The organism is Tolypothrix sp. VBCCA 56010 (assembly GCF_050875635.1).
Taxonomy (GTDB): Bacteria; Cyanobacteriota; Cyanobacteriia; order Cyanobacteriales; family Nostocaceae; genus Hassallia.
This window is the reverse complement of sequence record NZ_JBPAOH010000112.1, coordinates 1-26,014: the sequence shown is the minus strand read 5'-3', so window position 1 is coordinate 26,014 and position 26,014 is coordinate 1. Positions and strand designations below refer to the sequence as shown.

The window sequence follows — 26,014 nt, the reverse complement described above, 5'->3', positions numbered from 1 at the left end:
ATAAATGCCTCGACCAAAGTTGAGGCTGGGCAGGACGTAGCCCGATACACGGTAGAAACTAGTACTTGTTACGAGAATTTACCGGGTTAAATGATGTCCGTTACGCTAAAACCATTGTCTTTTGCGTGGATGAGGAACACGTTAAGGCGATGATTAAGGAGTTACGCAACCTTAACCCTCTTTTATCACTCTCGGCAAAGTATAATTAGAGGCGATCGCAAAAACACCAGATAGAGAGTATGGTTGAGCCTCGCCGAAGCGCACCCACAGTAAAATTTGTGGACGAATACTGCCAGTTGTATCAAAACCTCTTTCCAGAAGTTAGAAGCTTTGAAGCTTTTAAGTACCTACATATGGGATGTGTTTCTGATATAAAACGTAAAACTCTACCGGAAATAGCGAAAATTGTAGGGCTAGATAATCATCAAGCATTACACCATTTTTTAACAGAATCACCCTGGGATGTACAAGAATTAAGAAGGCAAAGGTTAGAATTAATATTATATATACTTCAAGGTCGCCCAATAATACTAATTATTGATGAGACAGGGGATAAGAAAAAAGGAAATACGACTGATTATGTGAAACGACAGTACATTGGAAATTTAGGTAAAACAGATAACGGTATTGTGTCGGTTACAGCATATGCAGTCTTATCTGGAATGACATTTCCTCTAATATTTGAAGTATATAAACCGAGGGAAAGACTACAACCAGGAGAGAAATATTTAACCAAACCTGAAATCGCCGGGATAATGATAAAAAAATTGCGGTCGATGGGGTTTAGATTCAATCTTGTGCTGGCAGATAGTTTATATGGTGAAAGTAGTAAAAATTTTTTAAGCGTACTAAATGAATTAAATCTTAATTTTCTTGTAGCGATTCGCTCAAACCATAGAGCATGGGGAATTACAGACTCAAAAGTAAAATACTCAGATTGGCAAAGATTCAAGCGTGTTTTCTCGAATTTAAGTTCAGAAAATAGATATATTAGAGAGATAATATGTGGCAAAAAATCGGATGTCAGATATTGGCAAATAACAACGGATAAAGAAGAGCTTCCGAAAAACACGACTTGGTACGTAATGAGTAAATATCCAGAAATTACCCCGAGAGAAGTTGGTAATTTTTATGGTTTAAGAACTTGGGTAGAATATGGTTTAAAACAAAGTAAAAATGAATAAGTATTGCTGATTTTCGCCTAACTCATTATCCACAAATAGAGAAATGGTGGGAAATTGTTTTTAGTGCCTATCTGTTGGTTAGTCTTCATTCCGAACAACTGCTAAAATTACCACCACAATCTGAATCTAGATTTTCATCACATCCTTGGTGGAATCAAGGCAATGGTTGGAATAGTATTCTGAATAACCTCCGTTTGATACTTCAGCCATTTACACTATTTAACTTAATTAAACCTTGGTTAGCGGTCTTTACAGTCCCTAAGCTATCTGAGGGATTTTTTCAACTTCAAATGATTGTTAATAATCTGACTTGCTCAATTTTTCAAAACTTCAATATCCCTTATTTCTATTTTTCCTCTGCCTAGAGTGACAAAAGAGGGTTAATACAGACATCACCAAAGATAACCATGACTATATTTCTCGCATCACCTCAGACGCCGGCGATGTGGGTAAAGGACATTTATATAAATTTAAAGATGTATTGGATGAAACACATATTATTGCGGTTACTGCCAAACTTTTAACAACTGGGGTGGATGTTCCTACTTGTAAAAATGTCGTCCTTGCGCGTGTAATTCGGTCGATGACTGATTTTAAACAGATTATTGGGCGGGGAACCCGCGTGCTAGAAGAGCGGGGTAAGTTGTCTTTTAATATACTTGATTACACCAATAGCACAGTGCTGTTTGAAGACAGAGATTTTGATGGGGAACCCGCTTTAATTAACGAATCAGAAATTGATGATGCGGGGAAAATTATTGTAGGGACAATTCATGAATTGTCCCTACAGGAAGAAGAATTTGAAAAGGATGAAAAAGCTGGCTTTAGGGGACTACCAGAGGATGATGAGGAAGCACCTCGGAAGTTTTATGTGGACGGGGGAACGGAAGAGATAGTTGAGGAAAAAATTTACGATTTAGATGCAGATAATAAGCTGCGGGTATCTCAACTGATTGACCACACTAGGGAACAAGTCCGCATTCTCTATCGTTCTACCCTAGAAATACAGCAACGGTGGGTTGATCCGCAAGGGCGATCGCAAATTATTGATTTGTTAGCAGATAATGGAATTGATTTTGAGGACTTGAAAAAACTTAGCAATCAACCCGATGCTGACCCTTTTGATTTATTATGTCATATTGCCTTTGATGCTCCTGTGTTGACTTGCAAGCAACGGGCTGAAAGTTTACGCCGTCGCAATCCGGATTTCTTTCAGCAGTATGGGGAAGATGCAAAAGCTATTTTAGAGATTATTTTGGAGAAGTATGCACAAAAGGGTGTGGATGAGTTTAATATTCCAACGACTTTTAAGGCTAACCGCGAGTTTGATAAATATGGCAATGTGGCGGAAATCGCTCAACGATTTGGTGGGGTTCAGCAACTCAGGGATGCGGTGAAGCAAATGCAAAGTTTATTATATTTAGCCTAGTAAAAATACGTAGAGACAATTCATGAATTGTCTCTACAAAATGGGTATAGAGGTAATTCATTAATTACCCCTATAAACATAGTGATGAATAAAAAATATAAATGGAAAATTACATCAGAAAGTTTTATCGTCGTTCGCTTCGTTTACGCGGCTATGATTATTCCCAGGCTGGTGCTTATTTTATTACAATCTGTACAAATAAAAGAAAGTGCTTGTTCGGCAATGTTTTAAATAACGATGTAAATATTAATGATTTAGGAAATATAGTCTTCTATTTTTGGCATTCATTGCCTAGCAAATATTCCCAAATCGAGTTAGATCAATTTGTCATAATGCCAAATCATCTGCATGGCATTGTCGTTATTAACGATGTAGAGGCAATTCATGAATTGCCTCTACAAAAGGTACACAATGGTGAAATTCACGAATCAATTAATGCAGGGACAATTCATGAATCAATTAATATAGAAACAATTCATAAATTGTCCCTACGGGAACGACGGAATATGTTGTTGCCTAAAGCCGTTGGTTATTTCAAAATGAATTCGGCTAAAGCTATTAATCAGAAACTTTCATTTTCAGGTCAATCGCTTTGGCAACGAAATTATTATGAGCATATTATCCGTAATGAAGCTGAATTAGACCGGATTAGGCAATACATTTGGAATAATCCGGTAAAATGGCAATTGGATTGTGATAATCCCAATGGTAAGCCTGACAATGAAGAAATTGAATTTTGGCAGGATTTTGGTCGCAAGGATTTATGAATAATTTGTATGGAAAATTGATAAATTGTCGTAGGGGCAATTCATGAATTGCCCCTACCAAAAAGATGCAAATGGCAAAGCAAAGCAGCAAACAAATTGATAAATTGTCGTAGGGGCAATTCATGAATTGCCCCTACCAAGGAGATGCAAATGGCAAAACGTACTACTAAACAAAACGATAAACCTGTCACCACAGCCCAAAAACTGGGTAGCGTGGTAAAGTCAGCGCGTGACATCATGCGGACAGATAAGGGGTTAAATGGAGAATTAGATCGTCTTCCCCAGCTAACTTGGATCATGTTTTTAAAGCTTTTGGATGATTCCGAGAAACTGCATGAGGTAGAAGCAGAATTAGAGGGAATTTCTTATAAACCAACTATTCAACCGCCTTATCGCTGGCGAGATTGGGCAGCTAATGAAAATTTTACGGGCGATCGCCTGAAAAGTTTCATCAACAATGATGAGGCAACTTTACCAGATGGCAACAAAGGTGCAGGTTTACTCACCTATTTGCGGAATCTCAAAAGCAAAACCGGACGCGATCGCGCTGATGTAATCGCCAAGGTGTTCAAAGATGTTACTAACCGCATGATTAGCGGCACTTTGCTGTGGGATGTGCTGAGTAAGGTGAATGATATTCACTTTGATAAATCAGAAGAAGTGAACCTCCTCAGCACCCTTTATGAATCCATGCTGAAGGAAATGCGAGACGCGGCGGGAGATTCGGGAGAGTTTTACACCCCCCGTCCGGTAGTGCGGTTTATCGTGCAGGTGATGGAACCGAAGTTGGGGGAAACGATTTTTGACCCGGCTTGCGGAACAGGTGGTTTTTTGGTGGAAGCGTATGAGTACCTGAAAAAACAGTGTAGCGCCCAAGATTGGCAGATTCTGCAAAAAAGCATTATTGGTGCTGAGGCAAAATCCTTGCCTTTGATGTTAGCGCACATGAGTTTGCTGTTACATGGGTTTGAATATCCCGATATTGATGATGGTAATAGTCTGCGGTTTACCCTTTCGGAGATGGGTGAAAAAGATTGGGTAGACGTAATTCTCACAAATCCGCCGTTTGGAGGTGAGGAAGAAGACAGAATTAAAAATAACTTTCCCCCAGATAGACAAACCAAGGAAACGGCGTTGTTATTCCTTCAGTTAATTATGCGTCGTTTGCGTCAAAAACCCCGTGTAGGGACAATTCATGAATTGTCCCGACAAACAGGACGCGCCGCAGTAGTATTTCCCAATGGGGTGCTATTTGGCGATGGAATTTGCGCCAAGCTGAAGGAAGATTTGCTCAAAGATTTTAATCTGCATACGATTGTCCGTTTACCTAACGGAGTGTTTGCACCTTATACCAGCATTCCCACAAATTTGTTATTTTTTGACCGTTCTGGAAAAACCGATGAAATTTGGTACTATGAATTACCATTGCCATCAGGACGGAAAACTTACACAAAAACTAAGCCAATACAGGATGAAGATTTTGCTGAATGTGTGGCATGGTGGAAGAATCGAGAGGAGAATGAACAAGCTTATAAATATAACTTTCGGGAAGCTTATAATCAGGCGATAAAAGAAGCTACACCTCATTGGGATGCATCGAGAAAAGCAGAGGAAGCTGCTAATAAGTTCGCCAAGTCTGTTAAGGAATTAACCGAGAAAATCCAAGGTTTACAAAATTCAATTTTGGATTGTTTGCTACCGAAAGAAGTTGCCCGGATTAATAGTCAGATTCAGTTAATTAAGGATGAGGTAAAACAGGCTCAAACTGAGGATAAAATTCAGCGCGAGATTGCGAAAGATGAGAAAGCTAAAGGAGATGCTATTTACTGGGCAATTTATAATCTTGACCGCAAAAACCCCAATAATCAGCAGGATTTTGAGCATTTACCGCCTGAACAGTTAGTGGCTGATATCTTAGATAAAGATAGGCGAGTAGCTGAAATTATGGCGGAGATTCAAGCGCTTTTGGGAAGTTAAATCAGGAGGAAGTTAAATGAATATCGAGCAAGCAGTGTTAGAAAGATTACGCCAGTTACCTATTTATAAACAGCAGCAACTATTAGATTTTGCAGAATTTTTGTCTCAAAAAACAACTCCTAAGACTCCTTTACGGACTGTTAGAGGATTATGTGCTGATTTAAAAGTAGATATTACTGAAGAAGATATTGCTCAAGCGCGTCAAGAAATGTGGGGGAATTTTCCAAGGGATATTGTTTAATGACATCCGTAGTAACAGATACACACACTTTAATTTGGTACGTTTTTGACCTAGAGAGATTGTCAGAAGCGGCATTAACAAGGAAGGATCGGCACAGCCTAATGTTAATGGTCAAAAATTGATAAATATTCTAGTGCCAATGGTGGATAGTGAGATTCAGTCAGCTATCAGCAAGTTTTTAGAAGTTGTGAGAAAACGACAAGACGGTAGTTTTGAAGAACTGCCAGAACTCCCACCACCGCTAGAACAACGGCGGATTGTGGCGCGGGTTGAGGAACTGGTGGGGAAGATAGAGGAAGTGCGATCGCTACGTCAAAAAGCACTTGAAGAAACAGAGGTACTTCGGATATCAAGTGCCAAAGTAATATTTAATGAATTAACAAAAGCTGATACACAACCTTTGCGAGAACTGGTAACTGTTCAAGGTGGTGGAACTCCGTCTAAACAAAATCCTTTTTTTTGGGAAGGTTCAATACCTTGGATATCCCCCAAAGATATGAAGTGTAAAGAAATAAATGATTCCATTGACCATATATCAGAGGAAGCAACCCTCAAGTCATCAGCTAAACTGCTGAAAACAAATTCTATTTTAATAGTTGTTAGGGGCATGATTCTCGCGCACACAGTCCCCTTAGCGATTTTAAAAGTACCAGCAGCCATTAATCAGGACATGAAAGCATTAATTCCAAATGAAAAAATCACACCTGAGTATTTATGCTGTGTTCTTTGGACGTTCAATGACTTACTTTTGGCATTGGTGGAAAAGTCTACACACGATACGCGAAAATTAGAAACGCCAAAGCTATTAAATTTCAAAATTCCTGTTCCACCCCTCCCCGAACAACGCCGCATCGTCGCCTACCTTGATGAACTGCAAACCAAAGTAGACACAATAAAACGACTCAGAGAAGAAGCGATGAAAGAACTTGATGCGCTGCTACCTTCCATTCTGGACAAAGCATTCAAAGGTGAATTGTAGGGGCTGTAGAGGCAATTCATGTAGCCAAAGGCTTCCCGAAGGGTATTGCCCCTACAATTCGTTAGGTGGAAAAATTTCTACTTCGCAGTTGTTAGCCAAAAACTTAGAGATTGATTTAGTTTTTTTACCTAAAACAAGCCCATGAGCATCATTACCTTCAACCGGAGAATGGCATACTTCCAACCCTTTCTCCATAACTAAACTAGCAGTGATAGAAACTACGGCATTTTTACCTATCTTCTTGGCTCTGTTATAACTTTCTTCTATTGTTGTTAGACAAAATATATCAATCGACATTTCATCATCTTTAAAAGCTGCTGAGGTTGGTCTTTTTTCCTGCCAGTTAAATTGACCTGGATGCAGCCACCTCAACAGCTTGTCAGAGGGCTTTACTTGATAGGGTTCAGCCATTTATTAACAGTCGAAATTGAATAACCAGTCTAGTATAGAATACAACTGTTCTAGATAAAATTCTCCTTCTTCTTCAGATTCTCCGTCAGTCTTTAAGTATTCAAGTGTACCTTCTCCTGACACCGGAATGTAAATTTCTAACTGTCTGGTAGGAAAACGCTTACCAGCCCACTCGAACAAAATCGTACCATCAGAGCTGGGAGCAATAAATGGCTCAACTTTTGAAAAATCTAACCCTCTATTAATACAATAAGTACGCAGATGAGAGTAGAGAGTTAGAGCTAAATTAATTGTTATGGACGAAAATTTAGGAGCATTGTAACCATCCCACTTATCCTCAAAATCTGACAAGTGAATAATCCTTTGATAGGCATTAGTATTTTTTTGCCAGTCAAAATTTGTACTCAGCATCAAGCTACTAACCCTCACCGTGAGCTAAGAATGCGTGCATCAGAGTATAACAACCTCTTCATGTAACTGTAATACAACTAGCCGATCGCTTTTTTTGCTGCGATTCCAAGCTAAGAATACAAACAATCAACCACACTAAACCTGCGGCATAGCCAGCTGTCACATCAGTCAGCCAATGTACTCCAAGATAAAGCCGACTGAAACCGATCGCAGCAATTAAGACCACAGTCAAAGCATAAATCCGCAAGCGCCATTGAGGAAACTGCTTTGCCAGAATATAGCCGGTAAAACCGTAAATGACTATTGAAACCATTGCATGACCGCTGGGGAAACTGTGTTGACCCACATTAATAATATGCTTCCACAGTGCTGGACGCGCTCTACCAAATAATATTTTCATTAAACAATTTAGCAAGATTGCACCGACTCCAGCTATACCCAAGATAGTTGCTTGCCAGCGACGATTATGATATATGGGACTAATTGCCAGCCCGAAAGAAGATATCAGCATAAAGAGTGGATCGCCCAGAAAAGTGATACTAAGCAACAGGCGATCGAGCAGTGGTGTATGCAGCTTCTGGATCGAGAGCAAAATGGCTTCGTCAAGATTATATGCGTACAACAGTCCGGTGCCACATACAAGGGCGCAAACAGCCCCCAATACTAAAATAAATTGACTGTTTGTTTGCTCTAATTGTCGCTGCATGGATATTTGATATCTGGCAAAATCAAATATGTTTCGCTTATTACCCTTTTGGAAAGCAGTATTTTCTTTAGTATCAAAAAAATGCAAATTACTGTCTCCAATGACTGGGGCAACTGATTGGCTTTGTGTGGCAGCAAGTGATTTACTGCATTTTTGCCGATAATCTAAGACAATTTCTTGAATTAGCAGCGCGATCGCCTTTAAACTCTTATCTGGATGGAAAATAACAAGAACATTTCCTGTGTAACTATTAGCACGAGCTTGCCAGATTATTTTCTGCTCTAATAATCTCGATTCAAGATATCTTTTGAAAGCTTCCGAATAATGAAGCCCATTTACCTTATATCTAGCTCTTCCTTTAACAGCAGTATGTATTGCTTGAACCAAATGATTCTGATTAAGAAGTTTATGCAAATGAGGAGTACCCATTTTTTTACTTAATTCATAATAGGGACTGGGGACTGAAGAAGAGAGATTTTCATGCATTCTGGGAGAGCGCAGTTCGTGACCGACTATTTACTCTTAACCGGAAAAATATCAACGATCGCTGTGTTGGCAGTTACACAACATCAGCTTCGCGCTCAAGGTTGCAGTTTCAAACGCTGTGATACCTCGACATTGCCGTGCAATTGCCTTCGCTTGTTGGGCAAGATAAATATGGTGGCAGATTTTAGCCTCTTGATTATGCTTCTTGAGGTAGAAAGTATCCGTTCCCAAACGTCTGTCCTAAACCTTTGATGTACAATGGCATTACGCGCTTGGTTGATGTTGCGTGTACTGTCAATTAAGTTAATTACACCATCAAAGATGGTTAAGATAATTGATTTTGCCGTTACCTGTTTTGGCACAACCACATCTTGGGCAGTTTGAATCAGACTGATCAGATGCTCGCGCATTTGATTATCTGAAATTACACCTACTTGATAATTGATGACGATGGATGCAGCTACCGGGTTAGCACGGACATTTGTAACCCTTGGGTCAGATTCTATCACTAATTTGAGTTTATTAGCATACTCAGAATCTATGGCTAATAGAGGAATACGAAAACGTATGCGCCCAGGAATTGCATGGACAATGCTATAGGATATCTTTTGGGGTGGCACTGTTTTCTTAGCTACGCTTTTAGTTGTTCTTTCCGGTGCTAAAGGCAGGTTAACAATAGCACTTTTGTCAGAATTAAATTGTTTTCTATAAGTCATACTGTCATATTTTTATTTAAAAAAAACAGAACCGAGGGTTATAAAGTTTTTGATTGTTCTAAGACGTTTTCTTGAACTGCATTCAGTTCACTTTAGTCATAGCTATTCTTCTGAGTGAAAAAATCTATCCCAGTAGTGAATCTAGCTGTCGCTGTTATTAGGTTAATTAAGTATATGTAGTGTTACGGCGAAAGTACGACACCACCCTTTATGTTTTGGTGCGTTAGCCTACGGGATAACACACCCTACTTGTACTTCTTAGATAATTATCATTTTTATTTACAGATAGTTCAGTACATAAACGGATTGACATGTAAGGCTTTTCACTTTTCACGGTTGGGGTACTATACTCTCAAGTAGTAAGATCGAGAATATGTATGAATTTCTTGGATAAGAGTATTGTCCTGATTTCATGCAAGCGTTACTTATTTATTTTATTTAGTTTCTAGGTATATGTTTATGCAACAAGGGTTAAGGTTACTAATTCAACTGGTAGTAGAGTTTGCACCTGTTATTGCAGAGCTAGTACAAAAGAGAAGTCAAGACAGTTTGGCTCTGAGTAAATATCAACCGATTCAAGCAATTCCCGAATTACTTAAAGCTGTAAATACTTCAGTTCAAAAAAGTAGTGATGTTGAAGACTTTGAACAAGAAAGAATTTTCCAACAGCAATTAGTAGCTGACAATCACGAAATGCGATTAAGAATAGCCCAAGAAGAGCGAGAAACAACACTCAAGTTGCCAGAAGTCAATAAAATTCTTGATAGTTGGCCCTTAAGATTATACCCTTCACAAATTTTAGAACATAGCAATTATGGATGCACTCCCCTGAAAATTTTTATCGCTCCTCCTCAAGTACATTTTGACCAATTTGACGATAAGAGAGATGAAGGAATTTCCCAAATTGAGTTAATGTTGGCTGAAGGATTACGAGATTTTCTCAACAAACATTACTCTCTACACAGTCAAGTTAGACCAACAGAGTTGTTAGCAGGAGCTTGGGATAGTAAACGTTTTCACAGTGAATCAAGTATTAAGGCTCTGTTTAGAATGTTGAAAACAGAGCCGATTTTGATTTTAGAGTCAGAAAATGATGGAGATTATTTAAATTTTCGTATTGCCTATTGGGGTTTGGGTCAAGGTAATTATTATTATAAAACAGTTGCTCGTTTACCTTATCGAAAAATACTGGAAGAGTCTGCTAAAAGACGGGCGTTAGAATGGAAACAAATTAGAGATGAACTGGTGAGATTAGGAGAAAATTTAGAGGATATTAATCATCTTGGAAAAGAGAATGTTGTTAATTTGGCAATTTTAGAAAAGGTAGAAAAATGGAATGATAAAGGAATTGATATTAGTAAGTTATCCTTACAATATCAAGTCAATCGTCAAGACTTTGAAAAACTTTGCCAAGTTTTGATTACTTATCACTGTTTGGTTGCTGGGTGGGTAGCGGATGCTTACCACCTGGTCGATCGCGATATACCTCCACTACTACCAGAGTTGCTGCCGAGTTTGCTGGAAGATACTATTGATTTACAATCAATAGAGGTTATCGCCTCTGGATACAAACAAGTTTACCAAGCTCTGGAAAATGAGCGTTGTTACTGGATTCCGGAATTGGCTTTGCAGTTAGCTCAGAGTTTATCTCATTTAAGCGATGCCTACGGCGGTAAACTACGCTCTTGGGCAAACGAACAGCTTTCATTTTCTGTGAATACATGGTTGCAACTACACCAAATATCACCACAACATTCTATCAATCCGCTTCAGGCAATGCAATCAGCCGTCAGCATTAAAGATGAGGAATATGTCAAAAAGTTAAGAGAATATTTTGTGGCAGTCGGTGATAGTCAAAGTATTGCTGATGTTGAGTCAATTTTGAATTGCCTCGCCAACCTCAAACACCAAGTTACACTAGAACATGTTATCCTCAGCCACACTTTAACTGGACATTCCGAAAAAGTGACATCTGTCGTCATTAGTCCTGATAATGAGACTTTAGTTAGCGGGTGTGCAGATAAAACCATCAAAGTATGGAATCTCAACACCGGCAAACTTATCCGCACCCTCACAGAAGATTTAGGAGAAATTTCCTCTGTTGCTATTAGTTCCGATGGACATTTTCTTGCTGTTGGTAGTTGCCAACATCCCAAAAGTAATGTCAAAGTATGGAATCTCAATTCTCGGAAATTACTTCACACTCTCTTAGGACATCAAAAACCGGTTAACTGCATCGCAATCAGTCCTGACGGACAAATTCTTGCCAGCGGAAGTAATAAAATCAAAATTTGGAACTTGCATAAAGGCGATCGTATTTGTACCCTTTGGCATTCATCCGCAGTTAATGCCGCTGCTATCAGTCCCGATGGTACAATCCTCGCTAGTGCTAGTTCTGACAACAAAATTAGGCTGTGGAACCCACGCACCGGAGATCCATTACGCACCCTTAACGGACATTCAGGTGAGGTGAAATCAGTAATCATTAGTCCTGATGGAGAAATTCTCTTTAGCGGTAGCGCAGACAAAACCATCAAAATTTGGCATTTAGCTACAGGTAAAGTGCTGCACACTTTGACTGGACATTCACAAGAGGTAAGATCCTTAGCTGTTAGTCCTGATAGAGAAATTCTCTTTAGCGGTAGCGCAGACAAAACCATCAAAATTTGGCTTTTACGCACGGGAGAGTTACTGCAAACTTTAACAGAACACTCCGGGGCAGTAAACTCTATTGCTATTAGCCCTGATGGTCAATTTCTTGCTAGTGGTAGTTCTGATAAAACCATCAAAATTTGGCGGTTTAACTAAGCTTTTTTACTCGTTTGTTGATTGTTTTTGGCTATTTACGTGCAACTTAATAAAGCTATCAAAAGCATACCATGCTAAAACATACCAAGGAATAGTTTCTATTTGCAAGCCTTTATTAAGTAATTGCCGCAGCGAAAGACCAGCTAATCCTAAAGGAAAAAGAAAGCGCAGATCAATAGCACCATGCGTTGACTGTTTAACGCGCTGGTTTAAATCAACAACCGCAGATGATACTCCTGCTGCTGCCTCGGTGTTACCTTCGGTAACATCGGCAAAAATTATTCCTAAATCTTTAAGTGTCGCTAGCACATTTTCTAAACTGCCATCTTCACCGTCGTGATTGATGACAATACTGCCATGAGAAACGTTAGTTTTAACTTTATTTATGTGAGAATTTGCTGACAAAACATCGGCGATGTGTTGCATCTTTTCTGGCTGACGATGGGAATGAGCTACTCTCAACCGCAATCTTCCGGGAGTGGAACTGACAACTTTTGTGGATATCGGTTTTGCTGGTGTTTTTAAGCTGGCTTTGTCTGTAATTTCCGGCATTTTATTGGAAGTGCTATAACCATTTGTTAACATGCAATTGCCTTTTTGATTTGTATTATAGTGGTTTTTTTGTTGTGAAAAAATTTGTTATATAATATTTTGCACTAATCAAAGCTTTCGTAGGGTGCGTTAGGTGGAACACCGTAACGCACCCTACTAGGGACTTGCTGATCTGCGGATGAAATTATGCCCCATTATCTGGGACATTATCTGTATGGGTGGCAGTAGCTTCAAAGGCTGGGGTTTGTTTTTCTTCAGCAAGTTCCGCTCTCGCTTCGGCTACCATGTCTTCCCAGGTTTCTCCCATTTCTGCAATGGTTCCTTTGCTTCTTTCATAAAGACCAATTCCCCCTTTGATCACTGACTTGACTAAGGGTTTACCAACTCCAGCTACAATCGGCAGCAGAACAGGTGCTAAAAGTACTGCACCAATTCCGGCTATAATACCGGGAGCGCCTGCGTCTTCCACGAAATCACTAATTTTAGGTGCCATATTCAATTTCCTCCTGGTTAATTAAAAAATCTGGGAAAGCTTTTTAAGGTACTCTTGCCAAGATAGTTATCTCATCCTACTGATGGTAGAGTTTTATTCTTGCGACTTTTAAGAATTGGACGCAAACCGTTGACTCCGGCAACTACGGTTGAGCCGTTGTTAACTACCGTTGCAGCTAAGGGGTTAAGACCAAAGAAAACGGCTATCATCATTGCCGCTAAGTTAGGAATGGCAACAAGACCTGTGTTTTGGCGAATTAATTGCTTGGCTTGACGAGCGATCGCTAAAGCTTCTAATAAACCATGCAAGTCGTTCTGCATCAACACTAAGTCTGCTGTCTCGCGGGCTATTTCAGAACCGTTGGCAAAGGATACGGAAACATCAGCGTAAGCTAATGCTGGCGAATCGTTGATCCCATCGCCTACAAATGCAACTGTCTTCCCTTGTTCGTGCAGTTGGCGGACTACTGTTGCTTTTTGTTCTGGAAAAGCTTCTGCGTGAGTTGCGGATGGCAATATACCAAGTTCAGCAGCAACAGCGGTAGCGGTTCGCTTATTATCGCCGGTTAGCATGTGAATTTCCACACCTTCTTTTGAAAGTGCTGTAATGACTTCTCGGCTTTCCGGACGCAGAAGGTCACTATATTTAATAATACCTTGAAGTTGACCGTTGCTGGCTACATAAATCGCTGAATCTGCTGATTTTTGCTGACCGTTTAGCGCTTCGGTGTCAATGCCACTAGAGCGCAAAAAGCGATCGCTTCCGACGTAAACTGTCTCTTTATCAATCAAAGCTTGCACGCCCAAACCTAGTTGATAATCCCACTGGCTACGCGGTAAAATTGCTACTTGCTCGGCTTCGGCATAGCGAACAATTGCTTCTGCTACTGGATGAGTTAAACGCTGTTCGGCGGCTGCTGCCAATTCTAACACCCGCAATCTTGAGGTTGCTGGATTGAGACTTTCCACACTGACAACATCGACTTCTCCCTTAGTCAGTGTCCCCGTTTTATCAAAAACTATGGTATCAACTTCTGCTAGTTGTTCTAACGCCCGTCCGCTACGGATAAGAATACCCCGCCGTGCAGCATAAGTTAACGCTGCTAAAACTGTTGTTGGGACTGATACTCGAATCCCGGTAGCAAAGTCTAAAGTTAAGACGCTGGCAGCCCGTGAGGGATTGCGAGTTGCGGCAAATACTGCCCCACCAAGTAGCAAAGTTGGCACTACTGCTTTTTGAGCAAATTTTGTGGCATAATTTTCCATGCGCGTATCGTGGACTGGCGCTTCTTGCATTAACTTAATGCTCTGTCCGGCGCGGGTATCATTGCCTACCCGTTCAGCAAGAATATAAATTCGTCCTTCCCGTACCAGCGTTGAGGCAAAAACTGGTTGTCCCTGCTTTTTCAAGACTGGCATCGATTCGCCAGTTAGTTTTTGCTCATCTAGCAGCGCTTTACCTCGCAAAATGCTACCATCAATCGGCACTTGTTCGCCAGGGTAAACAATGACTGTATCCCCGCGCTGGACATCTTGAATGGGAATTTGTACTTTTTCACCATTGCGTTCCACCCAGACAAATTGTCCCAGAGAACTAAGTAAATCTAAAGTTTGTTGAGCCGAAGAACGAGCGGTGCGATCGCGTATATTTTCGCCGACTTCAATTAAACTGAGCATTAGCGACGGTGTGAGAAATTGACCTTGGAAGGTAGTAATAGCGATCGCCATCAAATCCAAAAAGTCAATATTCAGTTTTCGCTCTAGCGTAATACCTTCCCATGCTCGTTGAACAACAGGTAAAGTAGCAAGAGCGATCGGCAGCGCTACTATTAACGGTGGGATTGGTAATCCCAAAGGTCCCCCCAGCACTGCTAAAGTAGTCGCAACAGCAGAAAGTTGTAAACCGGGCCAAGATGTCTCTTTTTCAGTTGACGTGACGGTATTTTTCAGAACCACTACTTCACTTGCAGCCTGAATCAAATCGTGAAGGTGCGATCGCATCTTCGCATCGTCAACTTTAGCAGATTTATAAGTAACTGCAACTGACATTGCCGCCGGCTTGACACGGACATTCTTTACCAACGCATCTGCTGTTAACAATACTTCTAGACGCTGGGCATAATCTGCATCATAGCGTAAGCGAGGCACGCGAAACCGCAGCCTTCCCGGAATTGTATGAACAACGCTGTAGGTAACGTTGGGAAACTGTCCTTGATGTCCATTACTGTCAATTGAGGAAACTTTACCATTTTCTTCCACCACAGTCATTTGATTTGGGGATGATGGTAGTTCCAGTGTTACTTTTGCCATTAATTTTATTTGATACAAAATTGTGAAAATGAAAATCAGGGCTGCTTTGCTGAACTAAAGAAAGCAAATTAGCCACCAATCCTGCAAGATTGATTAGCTATGAACAGGTTATTTGTCAAATTCTGCTAGTAGGGTTAGCTAACTTATCGCTGCTACGGGATCGTTGGCAGATTGAATTAGACTGGCTAGATGGGATATTGCTGCTGACAAGAAGCTTTGCACTCGCTTGTGGGAATCCCGCATCATTCCAGTTTTATAGGTAATGACAATCGACACAGCAGCGCTATTAACTCGCTCACTCGTAACTGTAGAATCCGATTTGAGTAATGCCTTTAAGCGTTGGACATATTGTGGATCGCTGGCAATTCGAGGTATGCGAAACCGCACTCTTCCGGGAATTGCATGAGCAACGCTATAAGCTACTTTTGCCGGTTGCTTTGTTGGTTGAATTACGGGTTGAGAATGAGTAGAGGATACCGAGTTGCTTTTAGTTTTAGAGACTGACGCATCAAAAGAGGACTTTGGCTTTGTATCCTGTCTGGATTCTAGGTTTTTGGCAACTGGGTATAATTTTAATTGGTTTGCAGTTGCTGGTAGCACTTCTACATTACCAGCAAACTGAATTAAATTGCAAAGATGCGATCGCATTTCAACATCTGACATTACACCACAATTGTAAGTAATGACAATTGACCCGGCGGTAGTATTATTGATATTGATTTGCTGACTTATTACCAAAGGTTCATCGGCAAGTAAACCCAGAAGGCGTTGCAGATATTTTGGATCTTCGCTAATTTGAGGTATGCAAAATCCCACTTGTCCGGGAAGTGCATAAGTAATGCTATATACTACCTTTGCAGGCGGCGTTACTGGGCAATTAATCTCGTCTGTGACTATTTGCGCTTGTTTTTTATCTAGATGCGATCGCATTTCCAACGTTAAACCAGCCATAATTTACCTTGAGTATTCCGCTTCTAACTGTGTCTTACGTTTCTAAAGGTAAGTTCGCCATAACACCTAAGGAGAAAGACATCGCTGGCGGTTTTAGGTTAGTCCACGGACTGGATAATGTTGACTGACTAACTTTTAAATTTGTTTGATTTGCCGTTGTTGTCTCTGTAATTTCCGCAGTCTGACTAATTTCTGATTGTTGGTATGCCGGCGGCTTTGTCTCTAGCGCCAACTCGATCAAACTCACCCAATGAGATAATGGTATCTCACTGTGCTGATAAGCGATCGCGATCGATGCCGCATCATAATTTACTCGCACGCTTGTAACTTGAGCATCGCTTTTTACTAATCTTTCAAGTCGCCGTCCATAAGCGCGATCGACAGCGATTTTCGGCACATTCAACCGAATACGTCCATTAATTGCATGGACTACGCTGTAGTCAATCTTTGCAGGTGCTACTACCTCATTAGCTTTATCAACATTTGTTGACTTTTCTTCTTGGATTGATAATTCCGATTTTTCTTTGATGTCGCTTTTTATTGCAAAACTGGGATGATAATTTTTGTTTTTTTCTGATAAAGTCGAAACTTGACCAAGATAACCAATTACACTACGAGTTGCATCCGCTGCAATCATATAGACTGGAATCGATACCCAGCCATAAATTCCAAACCCTCTTGTTACCGCCAAGCCTGTCATCATCGGAATTAAGGAAATGCCCTGTTCTTTCCAAAATGAAAGCGATTTCCAAGCGGCAAAAGGATCCAGATTGCTAGGTGAATCAGACTTTGCTTGCGGTTGGATGTCAAAATTCGAGTTTTTAGCTAAAATTTGCGGCAATGACAGCTTATCTTCATCAAAATTAATTATCAAACTGCCCGTTTGCTCATTCACACAAACTTCTCTGACTCCATCTAAGCAGCGTAAATCTTGGGCAATGCTGTCTAATATCGAGTTAAGACTACTGTCAGTAGTGCAAAATCGCACCCGACCGGTAGTTACATGAACTATTTGCAAGCCACCTGAGGGCTGTAACCCCGTTGACTGTTTTATAGTTTTAGTTGTACTCTGATTAACTTCATTGCTTTGTTGTGTAGAGATGAAGTCAGGTGATATTTTAGCGGACAGATTTAATTTTTTGTGATTGCTGATACTTTTAGTCATTTACCCCATTACCTAATAGCTAAATCAAGCCAATAGGTTAACAATAAATTAAATGTAACGTAACTTTCAGGTTAAATCTATCTCTTCCGGATTATTTTCTATTAAAACTTATTAAGAATTCGCTATTGAGATTATTGCTCAGTAAGTATGTCTAAAGTACTATTTAATTAATCAAAAAATGGTGTAGATATAGCGAAGCTGTAACTATTATTATTTGAATTATCCTGATAATTTTAGTTTTTCATCTTGAGACTCTTTAGAAAGAGGTTTTAATTCGGTTTGCGGCTCAGTTTTGATATTAATCAGGCGTTGCAGGTTATTAAATATAAATATACTTAGGACTTACGCAAAATTAAAGTAGGGGCAATTCATGAATTGCCCCTACGTAAATTCAATTGGTAAGACAACATGAGTGCGTAAGTCCGAATACTATTTCAGGCGATCGCAGACTCGTTCATTGCTGATTGCGCCGGCAATGGGAGGCTTACAGCAAGACAGCTAATGTTATAGCATAACAGGGCGATGTTATAGCATAACAGGGCGATGTTATAGCATAACAGGTCGATGTTATAGCATAACAGGGCGATGTTATAGCATAACAGGGCGATGTTATAGCATAACAGGGCGATGTATTCTACTTACACAGGAATGAGCGCAAAACTAAAGTAGGGGCAATTCATGAATTGCCCCTACGTAAATTCAAGCTTTGACGACTTTTTACGTAAGTCCTAATTTTGTTAACTCCAATTCTTGCGGTGAGACTCTCTGTGCGGCTTTAATCATATCAGCTGCCTTTTGTGCGATCGCAATTGTTGGTGCATTCGTATTTCCCGTAGTAATATTTGGCATAATTGATGCATCGACAACACGCAATCCCTCAACCCCATATACTCGCAATTCCGGGTCTACAACCGCCATTGGGTCTATTCCCATCTTGCAAGTGCCGACAGGGTGGTAATCACTATCGCAAGTTTCCCGGACATAAGCTTGCAGTGCTTCATCGCTCTTATTGTCAGCACCGGGAGCGACTTCTTCACCTCGAAATTCATCAAAAGCACTTGCACCGAACAATTCACGAATTATTTTTATCCCTGCAACTAGCTTTTGCACATCAGATTCACTTTGAAGATAGTTCATCCGAATTACAGGTGAATCGTTAGGAGAAGCAGAACGCAGACTTACGCTACCGCGACTTTGGGGATGGGTCAGACAAGCTGTACTAGCGAATCCCGAACCAGGACGGGCATAAGCAGGAGGCGCCCATAAAACCGGACCTGAGAACAACTGCAAATCTGGTACAGCATCTAAATTGCTTTCGCTATGCAAAAATAATCCAGCTTCAGCGATATTACTAGTTGCAGCAGGTTGCAGATCCTGAGTTGCTTGGTGTGCCACAGCTACCATTATGTGGTCTTGGAGGTTTTGACCGACACCTGGTAAATCAACTACTACCGGAATGCTTAATGCTTGCAAGTGTTCTGCGTTGCCAATTCCGGAGAGCATTAGTAATTTTGGTGAATCGAAAGCACCAGCACTTAAAATCACTTCTTGGTTTACTCTGACTTGGTGCAGCGTCCCTTGGTGCATGTATTCTACCCCAACGGTGCGCGTTCCCTCAAACAACAACCGAGTCACTAACGCTTCTGTTTTGGCTGTCAAATTGGGACGATTGAGAATTGGCAGCAAAAACGCAGCAGCGGTACTGTGTCGCTTACCATCTTTAATAGTTAACTGATAAAGTCCCGCACCTTCTTGTTGCTCTGCGTTGAAGTCGGGGTTGTGATTATATCCGATTGCAACAGCTGCTTCGACAAATTTTTGTGATGTCACAGCAGGGGCAATTGCATCGGTAACGCTCAACGCTCCATCGACACCGTGAAATTGACATGCTCCGCGTTGCTGGTTTTCAGATTTTTTGAAGTATGGCAACATATCTTGGTAACTCCAACCCGGATTGCCTAACTCTTGCCATTGGTCAAAATCGCGACGGTTGCCTCGGATATAAATCATGGCATTAATCGAACTGGTGCCACCCAAAACTTTCCCACGCGGACAATAGATTTTGCGGTTATTTATATACGGTTCTTCTTCTGAAAAATATGCCCAGTCAACTTCAGTACCCCATAATTTAGTCCAGTCGAGCGGGATTTGAATTTCTGGTTTATTAGCTGGGTTGCCAGCTTCGAGCAACAACACTGTTGTTTGAGCATCTTCGGTGAGACGATTGGCGACAACGCAACCTGCCGAGCCTGCACCAATTACAATATAATCGTATTCAGCCATGATATCCTCTTTTTGTACACTTGTTGTTAGGGAAATAAAATTGTCAGTACGATAACACTTTTCATCATTATTTTTGCAATCCCAAATTATTGATGAGAAATTTCCCAATATTTACAGCGTCAACAGGTTGAGAGACACCAGAAACTTCTCCTGTATGCGTTTTCTTCACAAAATAGGCGATTAAGCGATAAATTAATTGATAAGCTACTGGTGGTGTAGAAACTTCAGCAGGCTGGATATTTGGGTCAACACGATAAGTTAGTCCACGATAAGTCAGATTATAAGCACAACCTTTATCGCGAACTGGTGCAAATGGTCGTGTTGCTTTTTTAGCAGCTTCTGCTGAGTTGTATTCGTAGCTAAGACCGCGATAGTAAAGTTTCATTTTTTTGCCTCGTGAATAAATTTATGACAGAATGAGTTTCGGAAGTTTCTGGGAGGATTTCCCTTTGCTTATATACTTATTGGGGAAAGCGAAATCAAATTATGCAGTTTTCTCCAATCAAAATGTAAGCGTTGGTAAAGTATAGTGAAAAACAAGAACCCCGACTTCTTTAAGAAGTCGGGGTTCTGAAGACATCAACGTTTATTTTTCTCTGTTCTATTTAGCTTATTGGGAATACCTAAATTGAATTATGCAGTTTTTGGAAAAAAAAGAATATTTCTCAAAACCAGACAAACTCAAACAGCGTAAAATCACGTATTATATTATAATAAAAGGTACTTATAAACCACGCAATCAAGTTGCCAAATCTGCTTGATTTGGCTGTTTTTATATTTCCTGCTTTAAATTTCTTTAACTCAGTATTGCTGGGTCATTTTCCATGCATTAGTCTAAAGTCGAGTAATAAGCACGAGGAAGAGAAGCGTGAGGAGTCAAGAAAAACGAACAAGGAAGAACGATTTAAGCAAAAAGAGAAAATTGGTAATAGCTTTTACCTTTTACTTTTTACCTTTTAGCTTCTTTAACATCAAGCGTGCGATCGCGGCGACTCAAAGCCCTATATTAACGATAGTGCAGAGCCAAGAAAATACTAATCAGTGGACAGGTATAACAAACCGCTTGCAACAAGCCGGGGTAAACTATTGTGTGATTTCCTTGACAAATGTCAGGAGTGCGGCAGATTGGGGCGATCGCCAAGTGTTATTTTTACCGAATGTAGATACATTAACACCCGCACAAGCGATCGCTCTCGAAGAATGGATGAGCAAAGGTGGGCGATTAATTGCCTCAGGACCTGTAGGTACTTTATCAGCACCGGGAGTGCGGCAGTTATTGCAAACACTGTTGGGTGGTTATTGGGGATTTAGCCTCAATGATGCACAACAATTGCAACCCGCAAAAAACAACTTACAAAATTGGGCAAACCAAAACGGACTTTTTGGTAAAGTGCGCGGCGGTGTTGTCGTTGCTGATAATGTAAACAGTGAAGCTGCTGCTGTTTGGAATTCTAAAGATAATCCCGCCGCCGTCGTCGCAACTGAACGATCCACCTTTTTTGGCTGGCGTTGGGGAGTAGATACAGCTTCATCTCCTGAGTTAGATACTGCTTGGTTAAAAGCCGCTGTCAACCGTCATGTGAAAGAATCAGCAAATACCTCAAATAAAGTAGAAGGCGGTTCGCCAAACTGTTCTACATCCGTCGCCCTCGCTTCCCCCACTCCTGTTCGGACGGGGGAATCTCAAATAAAACCCCAAAGGGCGGGGGAACCCCGCCCCTACACGTCTTTCCCCGCACCTCTCACCGCCACTGCACCCCAATCTAGACCGATTCCTAATGTCAACCCCCCAAAGTCAGAAGAAGCGATCGATCAATTAGAACAAGCGGTGCGTTTGGATGTTGTCCCCAACTCAAATGCACCGATTAGTAATAGTGATGCGATCGCCTTACAACAAGAATTACAAAATCTCATCGGTCGAGTTGACAGCGCCAATTTAACCGCCAACGCCATTTCTAACAATCCCCAAATTGTCAAGCAGGCGCAGCCTACCCAAGTCGCATCCACCAGACCGGGAGTGCTAATTTCTACGACCAACCAAGCCAGAGAAATTGCCAAAAACTTACCTCAGTTAATTGCCCAACAAAAATACGCCGAAGCGCGTCAGCAATGGATTCAAGCAAAAGCCAATTTGTGGCAGCAGTTTCCTATCGATCGCCAATTCGCTCAACCAGAAATTCGCGCCGTCTGGTTAGACAGAGGTACAATTGTCCGTGCCAGAAACGAACAGGGACTGGCTGAGATATTCGACCGGCTGTCAAAAGCCGGTATTAACACTATCTTTTTTGAAACCGTCAACGCCAGTTATACAATTTATCCCAGTCAAGTTGCGCCTCAGCAAAACCCCTTAACTCGTGGCTGGGACCCTTTAGCCGCAGCAGTGAAATTAGCCCATGAGCGCCACATGGAATTACACGCTTGGGTTTGGACATTTGCTGCTGGCAACCAGCGCCACAACGAAGTTATCAACGCTCCTGCTAATTACCCAGGACCAGTGTTAGCGGCTCATCCTGACTGGGCAAACTACGATAATCGCGGTAACATGATTCCCGCAGGACAAACTAAGCCATTTTTCGACCAAGCTAATCCAGAATTGCGGCAGTATTTACTTAAGCTGTATGAAGAAATTGTTACCCGCTATGATGTAGATGGGCTGCAACTAGACTACATTCGCTATCCTTTTCAAGACCCAGCCGCAGGCAGAATTTACGGTTATGGTAAAGCTGCTAGAGCGCAGTTTCAACAACTTAATGGTGTAGATCCAATTAGTATTTCTCCCTCTCAACGGGATTTGTGGCAAAAGTGGACGGAATTTCGCACCCAGCAAGTTGATAGTTTTGTCGCTCAAGCTTCACAGCAGTTGCGACAAAAGCGACCTAATTTAATTGTCTCAGTTGCCGTATTTCCCCTGCCAGAACTAGAACGCATTCAGAAAATCCAACAGCATTGGGAAGTTTGGGCAAGACAGGGAGATATAGATTTAATTGTCCCCATGACTTATGCTTTAGATACTCCTCGCTTCCAGCGACTAGCACAACCTTGGATTGCTTCCACAAAATTAGGTGCAACTTTGTTAGTGCCGGGAATTCGCTTGCTTTCTTTGCCGGTAATTGGCGCATTCGATCAAATTCAGGTAATCAGGGACTTGCCAGTTAGCGGTTACGCATTGTTTGCCGCCGAAAATCTGACCAACGAGTTACAGAAAGTCTTTGGTAATACTCAAGGTAATATTCGCCAAGGTGAAATTATTCCTCACCGCCAGCCTTTTAAAACTGCTGCCGTGCGTTACACAGCGCTGCAACGCGAATGGAAGTTTGTCTTGCAAAACGACCAATTGCGCCTACCTCAAACGACACTTTCAACTTTTAACAGCCAAACAGAAGTTTTGCAAAATGCTTTAGATCAGCTTTCTGCCGCACCTTCTGCGAGTAAGTTAATCGCCGCAAGAGCAACGCTTACTCGCTTTCAGTCTCAATTCCGCATTTGGATGCGCCAAGAAAATATTGATAATCCTTATCAAGTTAGAGCCTGGGAAAATCGCCTCGCCACTATCGAAAGGTTATTGCGATACGGTGAGCGGGTGCAGTTGCGACGATAGGAATGGAGGAGGGGGGGAGGCTCATATCTTGCACCTGTTCAGTTGAATGTCAATTCCAAGACTTACGTACCAAATTTTTTCGGCGTTGAATGTCTTGTAAAAGAAATAACACCACCAAGTGTGGAAATATAGTTTGTCGGCGCGATTTCTGCGGCTTGTTCCCAATCAGGTAGATTTGTAGAGGCGACAGCACCGGATAAATAAGCTCTTCGGTGCCAAAACATAAGAAATCAGGGACAATACCAACCAACGATAAACGCCTAAAACTGACAAGTGAGATGTTACGAGGGTAGAAGGCGATCGCTCCCAAGCGCTTGTTCTTCATCCGCCCAAGGCGATGTCTCTTGACTCACCTATCTAGCGTCTACGCAATCAACCAAACATTAACATGGCGTTCCCCGGAAAGCGGAGCGTCTCCGAAGGAGAAGGGGTTGCCGTAGGCATCGCCCCAAGGAACTTTCAACTAAAAAATATCCCATCGCTGAGGGGATCGGGGGAGGAAGAATTTCATAATCGTCTTCGCTCTCAAAATTGAATAATTTAATTTCTGGAAGTCCCCAAATCAAACCCCAAAATCCGAGTGCGATTTTCGTCGCTGACTAACTCAGGTAACAAATACATCAAAAGGATGGCTATCTACCAAGGCTAAAAGTTCCTTTTCAATCAAGAGTCAGAGTCAAATCGCAGTAAAATTCTTGAAAATAAATATCATTAACTTTGACCCTCTACCAATTATGACCATCACCTTGACGATGAAACAAGAAGATGAACTGTGGGCGGAAGCTAAACGCAACAGCCCACAACAACCGGAACGAGAGCCATTTGAAATCCTCTGTGAAATGCCCAAGCAACTAGGTAAAGGTTATGAGCGGTATATCGAATTATATCCTCAGCTTTGGCTTGCAATTTCGGACTTTGAATCTCACGATGATGTGTTAGTGAAAATGCCTGAATGGGATCACCCACTGCAATTTTGTGTCCTCCTTTGTGGAAAAATTATGGACGAATACGGAGGGCAGTTAGGGGAAGGATATACGTGCATTTCTGGTAGCGGTGTTCAACGCCAAATGCTTCTAAAGTCCCCCAAATCTCGATATGTGGGCGTTAACATTCATATGTCTCCTAAGTTGTTAGCAACTTTTTTCCCCAATCAAGCAGGGGAAATTCCTCATCAGTTGCGTTTGTTGGCAAAAGGTAACGATTGGCAGACATTAATCTACCCGGAAACTACGATGGCTATTGGGGGAATAGCACAACAAATTATCAACTGTCCTTACCAAGGCATAACAAAGCGGATGTATTTACAAGCGAAGGTGTTGGAACTAATGGCGTTGCAATTGGTTCCTATCTTGGCTGCTCAAAATGGACTGCAACCATCACCGCGACTGAAACCTTCGACTATCGCCCGGATTCATTACGCTAAAGAAATTTTATCGGCACATTTGGAGAATCCGCCGTCATTGATGGAATTGGCGCAAATTGTCGGGGTGAGCGATCGCACCCTGCAACGTGGATTTCGGGAACTCTTTGGCAAAACAGCATTTAGCTACCTTACTGAAAAACGTATGGAATTGGCAGAGCAGTTATTGCGTCAAGGAAACATAACTGTTGCAGAGGTGGCTCACCGAGTTGGTTATTCCGAGCCAAGACGCTTTGCTGAAGCCTTTAAGCGCAAGTTCGGGATCGCGCCGAGTGGATGTTTATTGGGTAAAAAGTCGGTTTCAGGCACATAATGCGGTTTCTGGCATAGACTTAGTTGCCAGTCTTTATATAGGTTATCTGGATGCAGACAATTTCGTTGATTTTGTTTACAACAGAAACTTGTCAATTGCCCCAGTCTTAAGTTGGGCAATCAGCGACAAAACAAAGTTCTCCCTGGAAGGGGGGTATCAGTATTTTGAGAATGGATATTCGATTGGACTGCCAGCCGTTGGCACGGTGCTTCCCAACCCGAATGGGAAAATACCGCGCAACCCTTGCCTTTTATGACTTGACCAGGACTAATGTCTTGACTGCTGATCCAGTCAATCCTAGCTTCTCTATCCAAACTGGGGAGCAGCGCAGCCGAGGCGTTGAACTCAACGTTCAAGGCGAGATTCTGCCGGGATGGAACATCATTGCAGGCTATACCTACACCGATGCTCAAATCACCAAAGACAATACCTTTGCCGTAGGCAATCGGTTGAATAATGCCCCTGAAAATGCCATCAACTTCTGGACGACCTACGAAATTCAGCGCGGTTCCTGGAAAGGCTTTGGCGGAGGTGTGGGCTTTTTCTTTGTCGGAGAGCGACAAGGTGATTTAGATAATAGCTTTCAACTTCCCAGCTATTTGCGAACGGATGCAGCGATTTTTTATAAGCGCGATCGCTTCCGCGTTGGACTCAACTTCAAGAATCTGTTCAATGTCAATTATTTTGAAAACGCCGTAAGTCCATTGCGCGTTTACGAGTACGTGAAGCGTAAAGCCCCCGTCATTCATGCGGGGGATATAAGCGAACAGGATAAATTTATTTATCCGTGATGCGGGTCATTAATGTACTCTAAA

20 protein-coding genes and 3 pseudogenes are annotated in these 26,014 nt (G+C 41.5%); 11 read left to right on the top strand and 12 right to left on the bottom strand.

Annotated elements, in window-relative coordinates:
* Positions 1-239: 239 nt before the first annotated feature.
* The 6 genes and pseudogenes from AABK37_RS28930 to AABK37_RS28905 all read left to right on the top strand — a co-directional run bounded on the left by AABK37_RS28930 (position 240) and on the right by AABK37_RS28905 (position 6,577).
* Positions 240-1,549: pseudogene (locus AABK37_RS28930) on the top strand (IS701 family transposase).
* Between the two features lie 8 nt (positions 1,550-1,557).
* A pseudogene (locus tag AABK37_RS28925) lies at positions 1,558-2,613 on the top strand (type I restriction-modification enzyme R subunit C-terminal domain-containing protein); the annotation flags it as partial.
* Positions 2,614-2,714: 101 nt separating this feature from the next.
* On the top strand, positions 2,715-3,380 hold the full coding sequence (locus AABK37_RS28920; RefSeq protein ID WP_432554938.1) for a transposase: 666 nt from the start codon (positions 2,715-2,717) through the stop codon (positions 3,378-3,380).
* A gap of 150 nt (positions 3,381-3,530) precedes the next feature.
* Complete coding sequence (locus AABK37_RS28915; protein WP_432554937.1) at positions 3,531-5,357, top strand: N-6 DNA methylase; 1,827 nt, start codon at positions 3,531-3,533, stop codon at positions 5,355-5,357.
* Between the two features lie 16 nt (positions 5,358-5,373).
* Positions 5,374-5,598 carry a hypothetical protein gene (locus AABK37_RS28910; RefSeq protein ID WP_432554936.1) on the top strand — a complete coding sequence of 75 codons (225 nt, stop codon included), beginning with the start codon at positions 5,374-5,376 and terminating at the stop codon, positions 5,596-5,598.
* Between the two features lie 118 nt (positions 5,599-5,716).
* Positions 5,717-6,577 (top strand): restriction endonuclease subunit S, encoded by an 861-nt coding sequence (locus AABK37_RS28905; RefSeq protein WP_432554935.1) that lies wholly within the window; start codon positions 5,717-5,719, stop codon positions 6,575-6,577.
* A 51-nt stretch (positions 6,578-6,628) separates the two neighbouring features.
* Here AABK37_RS28905 and AABK37_RS28900 read toward each other — a convergent pair whose 3' ends face one another.
* From AABK37_RS28900 to AABK37_RS28885, 4 genes are all read right to left on the bottom strand, one after another.
* Positions 6,629-6,988, bottom strand: coding sequence for a hypothetical protein (locus AABK37_RS28900; protein WP_432554934.1), 360 nt, complete (start codon positions 6,986-6,988; stop codon positions 6,629-6,631).
* A 3-nt stretch (positions 6,989-6,991) separates the two neighbouring features.
* On the bottom strand, positions 6,992-7,399 hold the full coding sequence (locus AABK37_RS28895; protein ID WP_432554933.1) for a hypothetical protein: 408 nt from the start codon (positions 7,397-7,399) through the stop codon (positions 6,992-6,994).
* Between the two features lie 58 nt (positions 7,400-7,457).
* Positions 7,458-8,534 carry a phosphatase PAP2 family protein gene (locus AABK37_RS28890; protein ID WP_432554940.1) on the bottom strand — a complete coding sequence of 359 codons (1,077 nt, stop codon included), beginning with the start codon at positions 8,532-8,534 and terminating at the stop codon, positions 7,458-7,460.
* A gap of 152 nt (positions 8,535-8,686) precedes the next feature.
* Positions 8,687-9,307, bottom strand: coding sequence for an HMA2 domain-containing protein (locus AABK37_RS28885; protein WP_432554932.1), 621 nt, complete (start codon positions 9,305-9,307; stop codon positions 8,687-8,689).
* Positions 9,308-9,766: 459 nt separating this feature from the next.
* Here AABK37_RS28885 and AABK37_RS28880 point away from each other — a divergent pair, with 459 nt between their 5' ends.
* Positions 9,767-12,115, top strand: coding sequence for a WD40 repeat domain-containing protein (locus tag AABK37_RS28880; RefSeq protein ID WP_432554931.1), 2,349 nt, complete (start codon positions 9,767-9,769; stop codon positions 12,113-12,115).
* A gap of 6 nt (positions 12,116-12,121) precedes the next feature.
* Here the strand turns inward: AABK37_RS28880 and AABK37_RS28875 are convergent, their stop codons facing one another.
* The 7 genes from AABK37_RS28875 to AABK37_RS28845 form a co-directional block, all read right to left on the bottom strand.
* Positions 12,122-12,700, bottom strand: a complete 579-nt coding sequence (locus tag AABK37_RS28875; protein WP_432554930.1) for an HMA2 domain-containing protein — start codon at positions 12,698-12,700, stop codon at positions 12,122-12,124.
* A 151-nt stretch (positions 12,701-12,851) separates the two neighbouring features.
* Positions 12,852-13,160, bottom strand: coding sequence for a DUF5132 domain-containing protein (locus AABK37_RS28870; RefSeq protein WP_432554929.1), 309 nt, complete (start codon positions 13,158-13,160; stop codon positions 12,852-12,854).
* A 71-nt stretch (positions 13,161-13,231) separates the two neighbouring features.
* Entirely contained in the window at positions 13,232-15,469 is a 2,238-nt protein-coding gene (locus tag AABK37_RS28865; RefSeq protein WP_432554928.1) for a heavy metal translocating P-type ATPase, read from the bottom strand.
* A gap of 138 nt (positions 15,470-15,607) precedes the next feature.
* On the bottom strand, positions 15,608-16,420 hold the full coding sequence (locus AABK37_RS28860; protein WP_432554927.1) for an HMA2 domain-containing protein: 813 nt from the start codon (positions 16,418-16,420) through the stop codon (positions 15,608-15,610).
* Between the two features lie 34 nt (positions 16,421-16,454).
* Complete coding sequence (locus AABK37_RS28855; protein WP_432554926.1) at positions 16,455-17,585, bottom strand: hypothetical protein; 1,131 nt, start codon at positions 17,583-17,585, stop codon at positions 16,455-16,457.
* A gap of 717 nt (positions 17,586-18,302) precedes the next feature.
* Positions 18,303-19,868 (bottom strand): GMC family oxidoreductase, encoded by a 1,566-nt coding sequence (locus AABK37_RS28850; RefSeq protein ID WP_432554925.1) that lies wholly within the window; start codon positions 19,866-19,868, stop codon positions 18,303-18,305.
* A gap of 67 nt (positions 19,869-19,935) precedes the next feature.
* A complete protein-coding gene (locus tag AABK37_RS28845; protein ID WP_039752449.1) occupies positions 19,936-20,253 on the bottom strand; it encodes a DUF4278 domain-containing protein in 318 nt (105 codons plus the stop codon).
* A gap of 483 nt (positions 20,254-20,736) precedes the next feature.
* Here AABK37_RS28845 and AABK37_RS28840 point away from each other — a divergent pair, with 483 nt between their 5' ends.
* Positions 20,737-23,466, top strand: a complete 2,730-nt coding sequence (locus AABK37_RS28840; RefSeq protein ID WP_432554924.1) for a glycoside hydrolase family 10 protein — start codon at positions 20,737-20,739, stop codon at positions 23,464-23,466.
* 49 nt (positions 23,467-23,515) lie between these two features.
* Here the strand turns inward: AABK37_RS28840 and AABK37_RS28835 are convergent, their stop codons facing one another.
* Positions 23,516-23,791, bottom strand: a complete 276-nt coding sequence (locus AABK37_RS28835) for a hypothetical protein (protein WP_432554923.1) — start codon at positions 23,789-23,791, stop codon at positions 23,516-23,518.
* Between the two features lie 409 nt (positions 23,792-24,200).
* On the opposite strand from AABK37_RS28835, the gene AABK37_RS28830 reads away from it, so the two are divergent.
* From AABK37_RS28830 to AABK37_RS28820, 3 genes and pseudogenes are all read left to right on the top strand, one after another.
* Positions 24,201-25,199 carry a helix-turn-helix transcriptional regulator gene (locus tag AABK37_RS28830; protein ID WP_432554939.1) on the top strand — a complete coding sequence of 333 codons (999 nt, stop codon included), beginning with the start codon at positions 24,201-24,203 and terminating at the stop codon, positions 25,197-25,199.
* Positions 25,159-25,455 (top strand): hypothetical protein, encoded by a 297-nt coding sequence (locus AABK37_RS28825; RefSeq protein ID WP_432554941.1) that lies wholly within the window; start codon positions 25,159-25,161, stop codon positions 25,453-25,455. Before AABK37_RS28830 ends, AABK37_RS28825 begins: the two co-directional genes overlap by 41 nt.
* Positions 25,436-25,990 (top strand): annotated as a pseudogene (locus AABK37_RS28820) (TonB-dependent siderophore receptor); the annotation flags it as partial. The gene AABK37_RS28825 and the pseudogene AABK37_RS28820, both read left to right, overlap by 20 nt.
* Positions 25,991-26,014: the final 24 nt, after the last annotated feature.

Coding starts and splice junctions, on each gene's coding strand:
- AABK37_RS28920 (WP_432554938.1), top strand. CDS start 2,715: ATGGAAAATTACATCAGAAAGTTTTATCGTCGTTCGCTTCGTTTACGC.
- AABK37_RS28915 (WP_432554937.1), top strand. CDS start 3,531: ATGGCAAAACGTACTACTAAACAAAACGATAAACCTGTCACCACAGCC.
- AABK37_RS28910 (WP_432554936.1), top strand. CDS start 5,374: ATGAATATCGAGCAAGCAGTGTTAGAAAGATTACGCCAGTTACCTATT.
- AABK37_RS28900 (WP_432554934.1), bottom strand. CDS start 6,988: ATGGCTGAACCCTATCAAGTAAAGCCCTCTGACAAGCTGTTGAGGTGG.
- AABK37_RS28895 (WP_432554933.1), bottom strand. CDS start 7,399: ATGCTGAGTACAAATTTTGACTGGCAAAAAAATACTAATGCCTATCAA.
- AABK37_RS28890 (WP_432554940.1), bottom strand. CDS start 8,534: ATGGGTACTCCTCATTTGCATAAACTTCTTAATCAGAATCATTTGGTT.
- AABK37_RS28885 (WP_432554932.1), bottom strand. CDS start 9,307: ATGACTTATAGAAAACAATTTAATTCTGACAAAAGTGCTATTGTTAAC.
- AABK37_RS28880 (WP_432554931.1), top strand. CDS start 9,767: ATGCAACAAGGGTTAAGGTTACTAATTCAACTGGTAGTAGAGTTTGCA.
- AABK37_RS28875 (WP_432554930.1), bottom strand. CDS start 12,700: ATGTTAACAAATGGTTATAGCACTTCCAATAAAATGCCGGAAATTACA.
- AABK37_RS28870 (WP_432554929.1), bottom strand. CDS start 13,160: ATGGCACCTAAAATTAGTGATTTCGTGGAAGACGCAGGCGCTCCCGGT.
- AABK37_RS28865 (WP_432554928.1), bottom strand. CDS start 15,469: ATGGCAAAAGTAACACTGGAACTACCATCATCCCCAAATCAAATGACT.
- AABK37_RS28860 (WP_432554927.1), bottom strand. CDS start 16,420: ATGGCTGGTTTAACGTTGGAAATGCGATCGCATCTAGATAAAAAACAA.
- AABK37_RS28855 (WP_432554926.1), bottom strand. CDS start 17,585: ATGACTAAAAGTATCAGCAATCACAAAAAATTAAATCTGTCCGCTAAA.
- AABK37_RS28850 (WP_432554925.1), bottom strand. CDS start 19,868: ATGGCTGAATACGATTATATTGTAATTGGTGCAGGCTCGGCAGGTTGC.
- AABK37_RS28845 (WP_039752449.1), bottom strand. CDS start 20,253: ATGAAACTTTACTATCGCGGTCTTAGCTACGAATACAACTCAGCAGAA.
- AABK37_RS28835 (WP_432554923.1), bottom strand. CDS start 23,791: ATGAAGAACAAGCGCTTGGGAGCGATCGCCTTCTACCCTCGTAACATC.
- AABK37_RS28830 (WP_432554939.1), top strand. CDS start 24,201: ATGACCATCACCTTGACGATGAAACAAGAAGATGAACTGTGGGCGGAA.